The organism is Flagellimonas okinawensis, assembly GCF_029194005.1.
Lineage (GTDB): Bacteria > Bacteroidota > Bacteroidia > Flavobacteriales > Flavobacteriaceae > Flagellimonas > Flagellimonas okinawensis.
This window is the reverse complement of record NZ_JARFVA010000001.1, coordinates 54396-67513: the sequence shown is the minus strand read 5'-3', so window position 1 is coordinate 67513 and position 13118 is coordinate 54396. Positions and strand designations below refer to the sequence as shown.

Here is a 13118-nt window from a genome sequence, read left to right as displayed (position 1 = left end):
AGATTTACCCTGTATGAGCCACGCTTCCTCCCCTTTCAGCAAACAACAACTGCTACCACAAGAAGAAACCCTTGAAATAGTCAAACAAAAAGGGGAACTTTTCATTGGTATCCCCAAGGAGAACCAATATCAGGAGAAAAGGGTGTGTCTAACACCGGATGCGGTCAATGCGATTACAGCAAACGGACATCGAGTTCTTTTGGAATCAGGAGCAGGAGAAGGAGCCAATTTTTCGGATTTGGACTATACCAATGCCGGAGCCGAGATAACCAAAGACACCAAAAAGGTTTTTTCATGTCCAATAATATTAAAAGTTGAGCCCCCTACTCTTTCGGAAATTGACTTATTGAACCCGCAGACCATTGTTATTTCCGCACTGCAAATAAAAACCCAGAACAAAGAGTATTTTGAAGTAATGGCAAAGAAGCGTCTTTCTGCCATTGCCTTTGAATATATCAGGGATGATGACGGTAATTACCCTGCGGTACGCTCCTTGAGCGAAATTGCGGGCATATCCTCCATCTTAATTGCTTCCGAATTAATGTCCGACCCAAGCAAGGGCAATGGGCTAATGTTCGGAAACATAAGTGGTGTGCCACCTGTAGAAGTTGTAATTATTGGAGCGGGCACCGTTGGTGAGTTCGCTGCTAGATCTGCTCTGGGACTTGGAGCCAATGTAAAGGTATTTGACAATTCCATTAGTAAACTTCGAAATTTACAGACAAACCTGAACCAAACACTGTATACTTCCACAGTACAACCAAAAAACTTGATTAAGTCCTTAAAACGTTGCGATGTGGCCATTGGTGCTACGCGGGGCAAGGACAGGTCTCCGGTCGTGGTTTCCAGTTCCATGGTGGAAAACATGAAAAAAGGAGCAGTGATCATTGATGTGAGTATCGACATGGGCGGTTGTTTTGAGACATCTGAAATTACAACACACCGCAAACCAACCTTTGAAAAATATGGGGTAATCCATTATGGAGTACCGAACATTCCATCGAGATACCCACGTACATCTTCAATTTCAATTAGTAATATATTTACACCCTATTTATTGAAAATTGGCGAAGAGGGAGGTTTGGAGCACTCGCTTCGATTTGATAAAGGATTGCGGAACGGACTTTATATGTACCACGGAATTTTAACGAACAAGTCCGTCGGTGATTGGTTCGGCATGAGCTACAACGACATTAACTTTCTTATTTTTTAATATAAATGGCATTTTTAAAGCGATTGGGATGGTACTTGGTAGGACTATCCATAGGATTGATTTTTTTGGTTTTCTTCTTAAAGAAAAAATCAGGTGAAGAAGGTATTGATTTTTGCTATTTTCCCAATTGCAGGGTCCTTAAAGATATGCGCTCCAAAACGTTGACCTTTTCGGAGTCATTGCCCGAAGAATACAAAGACACATTGTTGATACAATCGTTTTTAGAAGACGGCAATGTGGATTTTGGGAAGAGCGATACCAAATCCGAACCATGCAAAACCTATTTTATCTCACACGAACAAAATGGCAAAGAATTGGAGTTGCAGGCCAAGAATTGTAAGGAGGAGGTAGTGATTGAAAGTATAAATTAATTCATCAATTGATATCAGGTATAAGTCAATTCAAACTAGGCATCCATCAATTTTGACAAATCAAAGCGTTCATTCTGTATTACATTTCTTGTAGTAAGTGAAGTAAAATCTTCACAATTATTAACCTACAAAAATTATGTAATATGGCAGCACTTGCTAAAAAAGTAGTTGATGTCCTCATTGACATCATTGATTTTTTAATTTAAACTAAAGTAATTGTTTAAAGGCCGGAATTTAACCGGCCTTTTTATTTTTGATTAATTAAATGTTTTAAATTCTGTGTCAAATCATCAAAATTCAAAATAAAGCAGCCGTAAATGAAGTTGTAGGCTCTGTAAACTAATAAGGTGAAAATAATCGCCAAAGTGGCACCAAAAAATATTAGTGCTATATACATAAAACTAGATTCATTTTTTAATATTTCACCAATCTCTTCATTATTGTTCAATTCCCAAATATAACTCACCAAAAATGAGAGGTTGAAAATGATTAGGTTATATGTGATATATCCTTTGACCACTTTTTTTACTCTAAGAATTCTTGTGATTAAGTTTACAACATTATTCACTGTATCAATTGATTTGAAGCTCCAAAAGAACAAGGCAAGAAAAGCGAGAAGAACCACAAAGTTTAGTTTTTCAATATATATCAATGGTTGAAACTCCAGGAAAGATTGTGGGGTAAATTCTTGAAAATAGTACTGCAGCCCTATTGCTGCAACTCCCCAGAGTGAAAATTCAATTAGAGAGTACAGGAAAAGTTTTTTTGTAATGGTTTTGGCCATAAAAATTGATTTATGACCTTTAAACTCTTTTATAGAAAATGCGTCTTTTTGTTCTGAAGCAAAATCTATTTTTTGCCAGTTCTTTTTAAGTAGATCTAATTCCATTTGGGTATGTTTACCCTATTGGTATATAATAGCACCCAATTGTTACATGAATCAGACAGAAAAATTCTCTTAATTATTTTTTATAGGTCTGATAGTGAAGATATTGCTCCTAATCCGTTAATTTCCTCCTCTTCCGTTCTTTGGTGATCAGGGCAAGCTCCCGGGATGTTTGTCCAGCTACCGATGTATTTTCTTCCGCCCTTCTGATTAGATAAGGCATAACGTCCCGTACAGGACCGTAAGGCACATATTTAACCGCATTATATCCTTCAGCAGCCAAATTGTAAGTAATATGATCGCTCATACCGAACAATTGGCCAAACCACACCCTTTGATCGTTTGTGGCAAGACCGTATTTTTCCATTAAATCAATCAATCTAAAGGAACTTTGCTCGTTATGGGTTCCGGAAAAAATGATGAAATGCTCCAAGTGTTCCATCATAAAATCCAGGGATGCATTAAAGTTTTCATCCGTATGACTTTTGTTTTTACAAATCGGGCTTTCATATCCTTTGTCTTCAGCTCTTTCATTCTCCTTCTCCATATATGCCCCCCTTACTACTTTGGCGCCAATTTTAAAACCTTCGTCGATAGCTAGCTTGTGCAGGTGTTTAATATAATCCATGCGGTCCCAACGGTACATTTGGAACGTATTGAAAACTACGGCCTTCTCTTTATTGTATTTGCGCATCATGTCCAGCACCAAATCGTCGGCAGCATCTTGCATCCAACTTTCCTCAGCGTCAATCAATAGGGCGACATCGAGCTTATGCGCTTTTTGGCATACCTTATCAAAACGATTGACAATGCGCCCCCACTCTGCCTGCTCTTTGTCATTTAAATCAGCACCCGACGTTACTTTTTCAAACAATTTAAAGCGTCCAAACCCGGTTGGCTTAAAAACAGCAAAGGGCATCGCATCCTTTTCCTTGACAAAATCTAGTATTTCCAAGGTTTTTTCCAAGGCAAAATCAAACTGATTGTCCGCGTCTTTACCCTCTGCAGAATAATCCAAAATGGAATAAACGCCATTACCATACATATTATCTATAATGGGGAGACAGTCCTTTTCGCTGACCCCGCCACAGAAATGGTCGAACACCGTAGCCCTGATCAAACCCTCCACAGGTAAATGGGCCTTGATGGCAAAATTGGTCACCGCAGTTCCTATCCGAACCAAGGGTTCTTTGGAAATCATTTTAAAAAGAAAGTAGGCTCGCTCCAACTGGGAGTCCGACTTAAGCTCGAAAGCTATTGCAGTATTCTCAAAATTTGGTCGCATTCTTAAATATCCATTAAAGATTCAAAGATAAGTACGCAAACTAGAACCTTATATATAAAAATAATCTTTATTTAGCGTAGTATTTAAAATTATGGAGTCAGTAAAATCGCAGTCTTACGAGGTACATATTAACGAGTTGGCAAAAGCTGCTCTTAACCAGCATATTGCAAAAAAAGAGTATTCCAAGATCTTTCTTTTAGTGGATGAAAACACAAAAGAACATTGTTTGCCCATTTTTAATAAGATCATCGATTTTTCCATAGATTCCATTCTTGAAATTAAATCCGGAGAAGAAAACAAGCACATTCATACTTGTTTGCAGTTATGGGAAGACCTTTCCAATTTGGATGGAGACCGTAAGAGTCTGCTCTTAAACCTTGGTGGTGGAGTTTTAACCGATATGGGGGGATTCGTGGCCTCTACCTTTAAGCGTGGCATTGATTTTATCAATATCCCTACAACCTTACTTTCCATGGTGGATGCATCCATAGGCGGAAAAACGGGTGTTGACCTGGGTGCCCTCAAAAACCAAGTTGGGGTTATCAACCAGCCGCAAATGGTTTTGATATTCCCCGAGTTTTTAGAAACTCTTGAAAAAAGACAAGTTGTAAGTGGTTATGCTGAAATGCTTAAGCATGGCCTGATCCAAGATAAAGCATATTGGGACAATCTGGTGCATGAAGCCAATTTTACGGATGCCTCTTGTATACAGCATTCCATTGCTATAAAAAACAAGGTGGTACTTGAAGACCCTACAGAACAAGGACTCAGAAAAATTTTGAATTTTGGGCACACTTTGGGCCATGCCATTGAATCCTACTGTTTGGATAGTCACGACAAGAAAACATTACTGCATGGAGAGGCAATTGCTGCAGGAATGATTTTGGAGGGATATTTATCCCACGAACTAAGAGGTCTCTCCAAATTATCGTTGGATGAGATAAAATCCACCTTTTTAACCCATTTTGATAAAGTGGAATTCACGGAGGATGATATTGATGCTATTCTCCAACTGCTTAAATATGATAAAAAGAATTCCCATGGCAATGTGAATTTTGTTTTGTTGCAAGCTATAGGCGAAGCCGTTACGGATATTAAAATACCTGAAGAATTGTTTCAAAAGGCTTTTGCTTACTACAAGGAATAACCACTTCGCATACTTTATTTTTATGTTTACAACTCTTTGCATCCATCAGGTTCAAAAATGTCTAGTTTAGGAATGCTTTTAATAACTAACCATTATGAAACGAATTCTGATAGACTACAAAAAACTGGACCACGAAGTGGCGGCAAAATTAATCGATTGTTATCCGGACGGTTACGGCGATGATGATATAATTACCATAAAAAAGCCGAATGGCGAGGTCTTGGAGGCCGTAGAAGTAAGGACGGTTGATACTATTTACTTGGTAAAAATCAGTAAAAGCCTTTCCAACTTTATCGCAAATTTCGAAGAAACCATTGAAAAGGAATTGGACAAGGAATTGGTAACCTCTGATTTTGAAGGCGAAACGTTAGAAAACTTGGAATCCTCATCTGAAGACCTGGAAACCGAAGACCAATATTAAATTAGTCCAGGTATCGTTCATTAATAATTCGAATGTGATGAGCTTGGTGCCCGCTAATTATAAAACCAAGGGCGCGTACACTCATTTTTGAACCACTTGTAGTGCCAATTCTTTTTATGGCTTCCCCATCAAACGAATTAAAAAGGGTAATTGTAGCATCCCGAACAGCTTTGTACTCCTCCAACAGATCTTGTTTAGATCGATTCTTGGCGTTGGAATAAGGAACATAATTATCCTGATCAAAACCAGGAAGTGGAGTATTGTCGTTTCGTGCAATACGTAGGGCCCGGTATTGAAAAATCCTCTCCGTGTCTATCATATGCACTAAAGCCTCCGCCAAGGACCATTTATCCTCAGCGTAGGCATAATTAAGTTTTTCTTCGGGAATATCCTTCAAAAGGGATAAAAAATCTGCTTTCCCATTTTTCAACTCTTCAAATAAATCCACATTGCCAAGGGCCATTACATAGGTTTGGTAAAATGGATTGTATTCTGAAGTGGGAAGTTCCGAAAGAACCATTAAGGTTTAAAGATTATAGTTCGTTGAAGATGGTATGCATCAAACGTCTCTTATCGTTGATACTTTCCTCCAAAGAAATCATGGTTTCTGTTCTACTGATACCTTCAATATCATCAATCTTAAAAATGATATTCTTGGCATGCGTAGTATCCCGTGCTCTTATTTTACAGAAAATATTGAACTTACCAGTTGTAATATGGGCAACGGTTACGTATGGTATTTGGCTCAAACGCTCCAATACAAATTTTGTCTGGTGGGTTTTCTCTAAAAATATACCGACATAAGCAATAAAGGAATAGCCCAATTTTACATAGTCAAGAGTCAAAGAAGAACCTTTAATGATTCCTGACTCCTCCATTTTTTTGACTCGGACATGAACCGTACCTGCAGAAATCAGCAATTTTTTTGCGATATCCGTAAAAGGTGTACGGGTGTTATCGATTAACATATCCAATATCTGGTGATCTATCTCGTCTAGCTTAACTTTGTTCATTACATTGAATTTTGCAGCAAAAGTAGTTAAAAAAGGAAATTTACGTAATAAAAATGGTTCTTTTTTAAATAATATGCAAGACGCGACTGAAAATTGCTTCTATTTATTGAAATTCAAGAGCAAATTCAGGATATCTTTCTGATTTGAAGTAAAGCCAAAATCCTTGATATCAATACATTCTATGGTTTCGTGACCAAAATACCCTTCAAGAGGGCCAATTTCGGCTATTTCTGGTTTAAAAATGATTTTTTGTTCTTTCAAGACTTCCTTATATCGGATTCCAACGGAATGTCCGGCTTCAAATTCGCTGTTCACCAACTCCGGATGCTTTATCAGTACATCAAAAAACAACTTTTTGTTTCCAGGTATGGAGAAGTAATCTCCAGTTTTGTACGTTTCGATTTTGTCGTGAGCTATGATTTTTAGCGCCTCTACCATAGCTTTAAAAATATATTCACGTGTCTTTTCCCGCTCATAGTCCCTTGGATAATGTCCTGACTCGAATAAAATTGTGGGCACCCCGAGCATTTGCAAGGTGTCTCCAATGCAATTATCATTAAAACCATCGTCGTATCTACCAACCTGACCAGGGATTTCATTCTGAAGCATATTGTTCATGGCAACAATAAGTTTCATGGCTGTCTCTCGTGTTGGTGTAATATGTCGCTCTTTATTGCTGGCCGGCGATAAAAAAGAAACTGTGGCCGGTTTGTCATTGTTTCCCGCACTAAAAAGCGTACGCTGATCATGTAGGTTAAAACAGAAATCAGGTGCAAACGATTCGAACAGTTTTCTAAATGCAATACTTTCCGGTTGCGTTAAGTTTTTTGCATCCCGGTTTAAATCGATTTCATTACTGTTTTCTCGAGTGTATAATTTAGCACCGTCAGGATTTAATATAGGAACTATAATTAAGGTACAATTAGCCAGAATGGTTTTTCCTAACTCTTTGTCCTGTGATAAAAAATTAACCAAATCCCAAACCGCTTTAGTTGTTGTGGATTCATTGCCGTGCATTTGGGACCACATCAAAACCTTTCTTGTTCCTGACCCTAGTTTAAATCCTTTAATAGGTAAACCATTAACGGAATCACCTATGTGTATTATTGGAGTTTCTAAATTGGAAAAACAGTTGGCTAAAGATTCCATTGTAATATACCTACCCTGTATGGAACCCTCCTTATATAAGGAATAATCAATCATGCGGATTTCATTAAAGTTTACAAAAGTAACCATCCTTTGATTTACAATTGTAATTAAATAAAATATACATATGTAAACAAGTAGCAACGTTACCATCTATGTAATTAGTGCGATAATTTAGAATTGTAAACTAGAAAATACTAAACATCTTTTATGTTCTATATTTCAGCTTATTAAGCTAGAATATGTGGTGTATTAGTTTAAGTTTATGAATAGTTATCTTGATATCAATGTTTAGATTGTTTCTGTTTTTACTACTTTTACATCACTATAATTTACATTTGTGAATAAGGAAATAATATCACGTATTGAAACTATCATCCAGCACTTGGACATCTCTGTTTCTGCTTTTGCTGATGAGATTGGCGTACAGCGTTCCAGCATGTCCCATTTATTAAATGGTAGAAATAAACCCAGTTTGGATTTTGTGATGAAATTGGTGAACGCCTACCCCGAAGTCGATTTGTATTGGCTGCTAAAAGGTGAAGGCAATTTTCCAAAGCAAGAGAATAAAGAACCATCTTTAAATGAACGGGAAATATCGAAACCTTTGACTCAAGAGAACACCGAGGTAATTGAGGAACGTCGCCTCAGCGAATCAACCAAAAATGAAGCGGGTGAATTGGAACCCGACAAAATTGTAATGTTTTATTCCAACGGAACTTTTAAAACATTCAACATAAAAAAGGATTGACCCTTTGCCCTACTTTCCGTTACTTTGTAGGTATGATAAAATACTTTTTTTTAGGATTTATTCCTCTATTGTTCTTAGCCTGTGGACAACCTCCACAACGTGACTGTAAAGAGTTTAAAACGGGTGAATTTACCTTTACCGCAACCATTGATGGTGAAGAAAAAGTGACCACATTCAAAAGGACGCTGGATTTGGAGGTTGATGAGTTTGAAGGGAAAAAGGACTCTTCTTCGGTTAGATGGATAAACGATTGTGAATACGTTCTAAAAAACCTAAATCCAAAGAACAAAGCTGAAGAAAAGCCTATTCACATAAAAATACTCACAACCACAGAATCCTCGTACACATTTGAATATAACATTGTTGGGGATAATCGAAAATTTAAAGGAACTGCCCATAAAATAGACTAACCATGTTCGATATTTTTGCGAGTCCCGATGCCTGGATGGCGCTGCTCACCCTTACTTTTTTAGAAATTGTTTTGGGTATCGATAACATAATCTTCATTTCCATTGCTGCCGGCAAGCTGGAAAAAAAAGATAGAAGGAAAGCTACAAATCTGGGATTAGTGCTGGCCATGGTGTTGCGTATTTTATTGTTGTTCGGTATTACTTGGCTCACCAAGATGAAAAAACCGTTTTTGGTATTCCATGAATCTTGGGTTACAGGAGGGATAAGCTGGCAGGCTTTGATTCTTTTTGGAGGAGGATTGTTTCTGCTTTATAAAAGCACCCATGAAATTCACGAGAAAATAGAAGACCGTGGTCATGACGAGCGTGAGGTGGAAAAATCCCGATCTACTTCTTTGGTAAATGCCATTGTACAGATTACGGTTATAAACATTGTATTTTCGTTTGACTCCATTCTTACTGCCATTGGTATGACAAACGGCATATCGCCAAATCCAACGGATGCATTGGTCTTAATGATTACTGCTGTTGTTATTTCCGTTGTAATTATGATGCTCTTTGCAAATCCTGTTGGGGAATTTGTGAATAAACATCCATCGATTCAAGTTTTGGGCTTATCCTTTTTGATTCTTATCGGGTTTATGCTAATTGCTGAATCGGCACACCTATCCCATTTGGTAATATTTGGTAACGAAGTTGGTGCAATACCAAAAGGTTACCTGTATTTTGCCATTGCCTTTTCTTTAATGGTTGAGTTTATCAACCTTCGTATTCAGAAAAATTCCGAAGAAGAACATGAAACAAGCACCTGGGAAGAACACTAGTTCGGCCTCTGGTATGCCAATTCCGGACTGGACTCTTTGTGCTGTTTAAACAAGCGTTGTTGCTGTTTTACCGTTAAAGTACTGCCATCGTGACTCCAACCTGGAGGTCCAAAGATATACATGAGTTTGTGGGAAAGCTTTTTCGATTTTTTAACGTCGTTCCAAATATCCTTGAACTCGTGGGTTAGAATAACCACTGGATTATAGGAATTTGGAGCATGTATTACACCGTACTTTACATCGATATCATCATCCAGCTCTTTCCACGTTCCAAAAATTCTATCAAAGATGTTTAGGAAACCACCATGGTTCTTATCCAGATATTCCACATTTTGCGCATGGTGTACTTGGTGCATTGTGTGTGTGTTGAATATTTTCTCCAAAAAGCCAAGTTTTGGAACATATACCGTGTGAAGCTGAAATTGCCACAGGGCCTCAATTCCTAAACAAACCAAAACCATTTCTGGAGGAAATCCAATGGCCGGCATCCATATGTAAAAGAACGGCTTGTAAAGTATTGTGAACCAGCCATTTCTAATGGCGGTACCTAAATTAAAATTATCCGAGGAGTGGTGTACAATATGAGCTGCCCACAAAATTCTCACCTCATGGTTGGCCCTATGAAACCAATAATAGGTGAAATCATCTGCCAATTGGCATAAAATCCAGATATACCAAGCATATCCAAACGATTCGTATCCCATTATGTTGGTCCTTACTCCTTCCACCACGGGATTAAAAAGTTCATAAGTGCCTTCAAAAAGAAGAATTGCAAATGCTACCTTAAATAATGGGCCTAAAATAGCAGAACCAACACCCATAAAACTACTGGCTGCCAAATCCTTCCAATTATACAATTGATCGTCGTTGTGGGTCTTGCTATAAGTTAATTCCAGTAAGATAAAGGCGATAAAAACTGGTACGCCATACACCAGGGGGTTTGTAAAATCCATATAGAAAATTTAAGCCGTAAGCTTTAGGTATCTGTTGTTGCGAAAATTAATCAGAAAAAGAATCAAAACAAAGAGGTTTGGTCATTACTGTCATTCTTTGTCCCTATATCATCATCATTATTGTCTATTTGCTCTTCGTCCACCACCTCGATATCCTCCGTTTTTTGTTCTTCGGGCTCTTCATAAGGAAGAGGGTCCAATACATTTATGTTTTTTACTTTTTCGGGAGTCAGTTGATTGCCAAGTGCTTTTATTCCTTTAACGGAGATAAAATCTTCAACATCTATTTCCATGTTGGGTTTTGGGTCCTTGCCCCGCGGTTTTACAAACTCAATTTCCAATCTGGGTCTCCAGTCGGTAGAAACCAGCTCCATGTAGGATTTCGAATCTTCATCGATTACAACTTCCTCTTTGTTGGGGTTCTCGATTAAAAATCTCTTCAGGTAATAACGTTCTTTGTCCCCTACGTAATGTACAACGGAAATCGGTTTATCCGGATTCCATTTTTCGAGCACGATCATATCATCACTGAACCTGGTCAATAAGTCCGGAGGAATGGTTTTTACAATTCCTTTTTGATCAATCACCAATAATAGGTCATCTCCTTTGAACTCTCCAAGCAACTCCCCTCTTCCATCAACGTTTAAACGACTTACCACATCGTCAAACCAAATTTTTCTCGGTTTTAATGTGGAAACGCCCTTTTCCTTAAGCTCGATGCGTTTTACGGGATATTTGGTGACCAGGTTACCTTTGGAGCTTCTTCCTTTGATCAAGACATCGGAAAAATCCAAGTCCCATTTTAGTTTTTTGATACTTCCAGACTGTCGCAACATTACAGTAACTACCTCTGCTTCACCGTTCGGGTTTGCGGAAAAATATAGTACTTCAGAAGAAGGTTTGTCCCCAGCAAGTTCGTACATCTTGTCTCGGGTCATACTCGTAACATTAAAACGCTTAACATAGCTTGGACCGCCTTTCATGCTCTTATAGATCATATTGTAGGTAGTACGCTTATCTTTCTTTTTAAAGACTGCTACGTGTATAATATTTTTTCCAATGAACACTTTGGAATCCACCTTGGTTACCATCATCTCCCCTTTTTGGGTGAAAACGATGATATCGTCAATATCGCTGCAATCCGTTACGTATTCGTCTCTTTTTAAAGAAGTTCCGATAAATCCCTCCTTACGGTTCACATAAAGTTTTGTGTTCCTTATCACCACTTTAGTGGCCTCAATATCATCGAATATTTTTATTTCGGATTTGCGCTCGCGTCCTGCTCCATATTTCTTTTTGAGTTCTTTGAAATAATCGATTGCAAACTCCACCAAATGTTCTAAGTGATGCTTGGTCTGTGCAATTCTATCTTCCAAACTTTCAATAAGTTGTTGTGCTTTATCTAAATCAAACTTTGAAATACGTTTGATGCGAATTTCGGTCAACCTTACAATGTCGTCCGTAGTCACTTCTCGTTTTAAATGCGAAATATGCGGCTTCAATCCTTTGTCAATAGCTTGGATAACACCTTCCCACGTTTCCTCTTCTTCGATTTCACGATAAATTCGATTTTCGATAAAAATTCGCTCAAGTGAAGAAAAGTGCCATTGCTCCTCCAATTCGTCCAATTGAATCTGAAGTTCTGCTTTAAGTAACTCTACAGTATTATCTGTAGATCTTTCCAGCATCTCCTTGACCCCGATAAACAATGGTTTGTTATCCTCTATCACACACCCCAAAGGTGAAATGGAAGATTCACAAGCTGTAAAGGCATATAGGGCATCAATGGTTTTATCCGGAGAAATGCCATTGGGCAAATGCACCAAGATTTCAACTTCGGCTGCCGTGTTGTCCTCTATCTTTTTTATTTTGATTTTCCCCTTATCGTTAGCCTTTAAGATGGAGTCGATTAAAGAGGATGTGTTGGTGCCGTAAGGTATTTCGTTGATGACCAAGGTATTCTTGTCCAAAGTTGAAATTTTGGCCCTGACCCTTATTTTTCCACCACGCATCCCATCGTTATAATTGGTCACATCGATAATTCCCGCCGTAGGGAAGTCTGGAACAATGGTGAACCTTTTGCCTTGCAAATGCTTTATTGAAGCATCGATGAGTTCGTTAAAGTTGTGTGGAAGTATTTTTGTGGAAAGTCCTACTGCTATACCCTCTGCTCCTTGCGCGAGCAAAAGCGGAAACTTAACGGGTAAATTAACAGGTTCCTTTTTTCTTCCATCATAGGATAGCTGCCACTCGGTAATTTTTGGACTATAAATTACTTCAAGGGCAAACTTGGACAATCTGGCCTCGATATAACGGGGTGCTGCGGCCCCATCACCCGTTAAAATGTTTCCCCAGTTACCTTGGGTATCGATAAGCAAATCCTTTTGTCCAATTTGCACCATGGCGTCGGCAATACTGGCATCGCCATGTGGGTGGTACTGCATGGTATGCCCTACCACATTGGCCACTTTGTTGTATCGTCCATCGTCCAATTCTTTGAGCGAGTGCATAATTCTTCGCTGCACAGGCTTAAATCCATCTTCGATAGCAGGTACGGCACGCTCCAATATTACATACGAAGCGTAATCCAAGAACCAATCCTTGTACATCCCGGTCACCTTTACCAGGCTATCTTGGGACTCGTCTTGGTTTTCTAAACTTTCATCGTTCAGTTCTTCGTTCTCTTCCATTTAGAAAG

Annotated in this window: 14 protein-coding genes; 7 read left to right on the top strand and 7 right to left on the bottom strand. The window is 38.5% G+C overall.

Annotated elements, in window-relative coordinates; genetic code table 11:
- Positions 1 to 13: 13 nt before the first annotated feature.
- Both PY091_RS00325 and PY091_RS00320 read left to right on the top strand, forming a co-directional pair.
- A complete protein-coding gene (locus PY091_RS00325) occupies positions 14 to 1213 on the top strand; it encodes an alanine dehydrogenase (protein ID WP_275647772.1) in 1200 nt (399 codons plus the stop codon).
- 5 nt (positions 1214 to 1218) lie between these two features.
- Complete coding sequence (locus PY091_RS00320) at positions 1219 to 1584, top strand: DUF4258 domain-containing protein (RefSeq protein ID WP_275647771.1); 366 nt, start codon at positions 1219 to 1221, stop codon at positions 1582 to 1584.
- 247 nt (positions 1585 to 1831) lie between these two features.
- On the opposite strand, the gene PY091_RS00315 is transcribed toward PY091_RS00320, so the two are convergent.
- Entirely contained in the window at positions 1832 to 2473 is a 642-nt protein-coding gene (locus tag PY091_RS00315; protein WP_275647770.1) for a hypothetical protein, read from the bottom strand.
- Positions 2474 to 2582: 109 nt separating this feature from the next.
- Positions 2583 to 3755, bottom strand: coding sequence for a proline dehydrogenase family protein (locus PY091_RS00310; protein WP_275647769.1), 1173 nt, complete (start codon positions 3753 to 3755; stop codon positions 2583 to 2585).
- A 91-nt stretch (positions 3756 to 3846) separates the two neighbouring features.
- Here PY091_RS00310 and aroB point away from each other — a divergent pair, with 91 nt between their 5' ends.
- Both aroB and PY091_RS00300 read left to right on the top strand, forming a co-directional pair.
- Entirely contained in the window at positions 3847 to 4902 is a 1056-nt protein-coding gene (gene aroB, locus PY091_RS00305) for a 3-dehydroquinate synthase (protein ID WP_275647768.1), read from the top strand.
- Between the two features lie 94 nt (positions 4903 to 4996).
- Positions 4997 to 5323 carry a hypothetical protein gene (locus PY091_RS00300; protein WP_275647767.1) on the top strand — a complete coding sequence of 109 codons (327 nt, stop codon included), beginning with the start codon at positions 4997 to 4999 and terminating at the stop codon, positions 5321 to 5323.
- A 1-nt stretch (position 5324) separates the two neighbouring features.
- On the opposite strand, the gene PY091_RS00295 is transcribed toward PY091_RS00300, so the two are convergent.
- From PY091_RS00295 to PY091_RS00285, 3 genes are all read right to left on the bottom strand, one after another.
- Positions 5325 to 5843 (bottom strand): DinB family protein, encoded by a 519-nt coding sequence (locus tag PY091_RS00295; protein ID WP_275647766.1) that lies wholly within the window; start codon positions 5841 to 5843, stop codon positions 5325 to 5327.
- 13 nt (positions 5844 to 5856) lie between these two features.
- Complete coding sequence (locus PY091_RS00290) at positions 5857 to 6336, bottom strand: Lrp/AsnC family transcriptional regulator (protein ID WP_108246105.1); 480 nt, start codon at positions 6334 to 6336, stop codon at positions 5857 to 5859.
- 99 nt (positions 6337 to 6435) lie between these two features.
- Positions 6436 to 7485, bottom strand: a complete 1050-nt coding sequence (locus PY091_RS00285) for a M14 family metallopeptidase (RefSeq protein WP_275648757.1) — start codon at positions 7483 to 7485, stop codon at positions 6436 to 6438.
- A gap of 337 nt (positions 7486 to 7822) precedes the next feature.
- Between PY091_RS00285 and PY091_RS00280 the strand changes: the two genes are divergently transcribed.
- Genes PY091_RS00280 through PY091_RS00270 form a run of 3 tightly spaced genes read left to right on the top strand, consistent with a single transcriptional unit; the run spans position 7823 to position 9467 of the window.
- Positions 7823 to 8233, top strand: coding sequence for a helix-turn-helix transcriptional regulator (locus tag PY091_RS00280; RefSeq protein WP_275647765.1), 411 nt, complete (start codon positions 7823 to 7825; stop codon positions 8231 to 8233).
- Between the two features lie 32 nt (positions 8234 to 8265).
- A complete protein-coding gene (locus PY091_RS00275) occupies positions 8266 to 8643 on the top strand; it encodes a DNA topoisomerase IV (RefSeq protein WP_275647764.1) in 378 nt (125 codons plus the stop codon).
- Between the two features lie 2 nt (positions 8644 to 8645).
- The gene (locus tag PY091_RS00270) at positions 8646 to 9467 is read left to right on the top strand and encodes a TerC family protein (protein ID WP_275647763.1); all 822 of its coding nucleotides are present in this window, start codon (positions 8646 to 8648) and stop codon (positions 9465 to 9467) included.
- On the opposite strand, the gene PY091_RS00265 is transcribed toward PY091_RS00270, so the two are convergent.
- Complete coding sequence (locus PY091_RS00265; RefSeq protein ID WP_275647762.1) at positions 9464 to 10420, bottom strand: sterol desaturase family protein; 957 nt, start codon at positions 10418 to 10420, stop codon at positions 9464 to 9466. The two genes, PY091_RS00270 and PY091_RS00265, sit on opposite strands and share 4 nt — an antisense overlap.
- A 62-nt stretch (positions 10421 to 10482) precedes the next feature.
- The gene (locus tag PY091_RS00260) at positions 10483 to 13110 is read right to left on the bottom strand and encodes a DNA gyrase/topoisomerase IV subunit A (protein ID WP_275647761.1); all 2628 of its coding nucleotides are present in this window, start codon (positions 13108 to 13110) and stop codon (positions 10483 to 10485) included.
- Positions 13111 to 13118: the final 8 nt, after the last annotated feature.

Bases quoted from the DNA above. Each gene is read 5' to 3' on its own strand.
- PY091_RS00260 (WP_275647761.1), bottom strand. From the start codon at position 13,110: ATGGAAGAGAACGAAGAACTGAACGATGAAAGTTTAGAAAACCAAGAC.
- PY091_RS00290 (WP_108246105.1), bottom strand. From the start codon at position 6,336: ATGAACAAAGTTAAGCTAGACGAGATAGATCACCAGATATTGGATATG.
- aroB (WP_275647768.1), top strand. From the start codon at position 3,847: ATGGAGTCAGTAAAATCGCAGTCTTACGAGGTACATATTAACGAGTTG.
- PY091_RS00295 (WP_275647766.1), bottom strand. From the start codon at position 5,843: ATGGTTCTTTCGGAACTTCCCACTTCAGAATACAATCCATTTTACCAA.
- PY091_RS00300 (WP_275647767.1), top strand. From the start codon at position 4,997: ATGAAACGAATTCTGATAGACTACAAAAAACTGGACCACGAAGTGGCG.
- PY091_RS00265 (WP_275647762.1), bottom strand. From the start codon at position 10,420: ATGGATTTTACAAACCCCCTGGTGTATGGCGTACCAGTTTTTATCGCC.
- PY091_RS00315 (WP_275647770.1), bottom strand. From the start codon at position 2,473: ATGGAATTAGATCTACTTAAAAAGAACTGGCAAAAAATAGATTTTGCT.
- PY091_RS00270 (WP_275647763.1), top strand. From the start codon at position 8,646: ATGTTCGATATTTTTGCGAGTCCCGATGCCTGGATGGCGCTGCTCACC.
- PY091_RS00325 (WP_275647772.1), top strand. From the start codon at position 14: ATGAGCCACGCTTCCTCCCCTTTCAGCAAACAACAACTGCTACCACAA.
- PY091_RS00320 (WP_275647771.1), top strand. From the start codon at position 1,219: ATGGCATTTTTAAAGCGATTGGGATGGTACTTGGTAGGACTATCCATA.
- PY091_RS00275 (WP_275647764.1), top strand. From the start codon at position 8,266: ATGATAAAATACTTTTTTTTAGGATTTATTCCTCTATTGTTCTTAGCC.
- PY091_RS00310 (WP_275647769.1), bottom strand. From the start codon at position 3,755: ATGCGACCAAATTTTGAGAATACTGCAATAGCTTTCGAGCTTAAGTCG.
- PY091_RS00285 (WP_275648757.1), bottom strand. From the start codon at position 7,485: ATGGAATCTTTAGCCAACTGTTTTTCCAATTTAGAAACTCCAATAATA.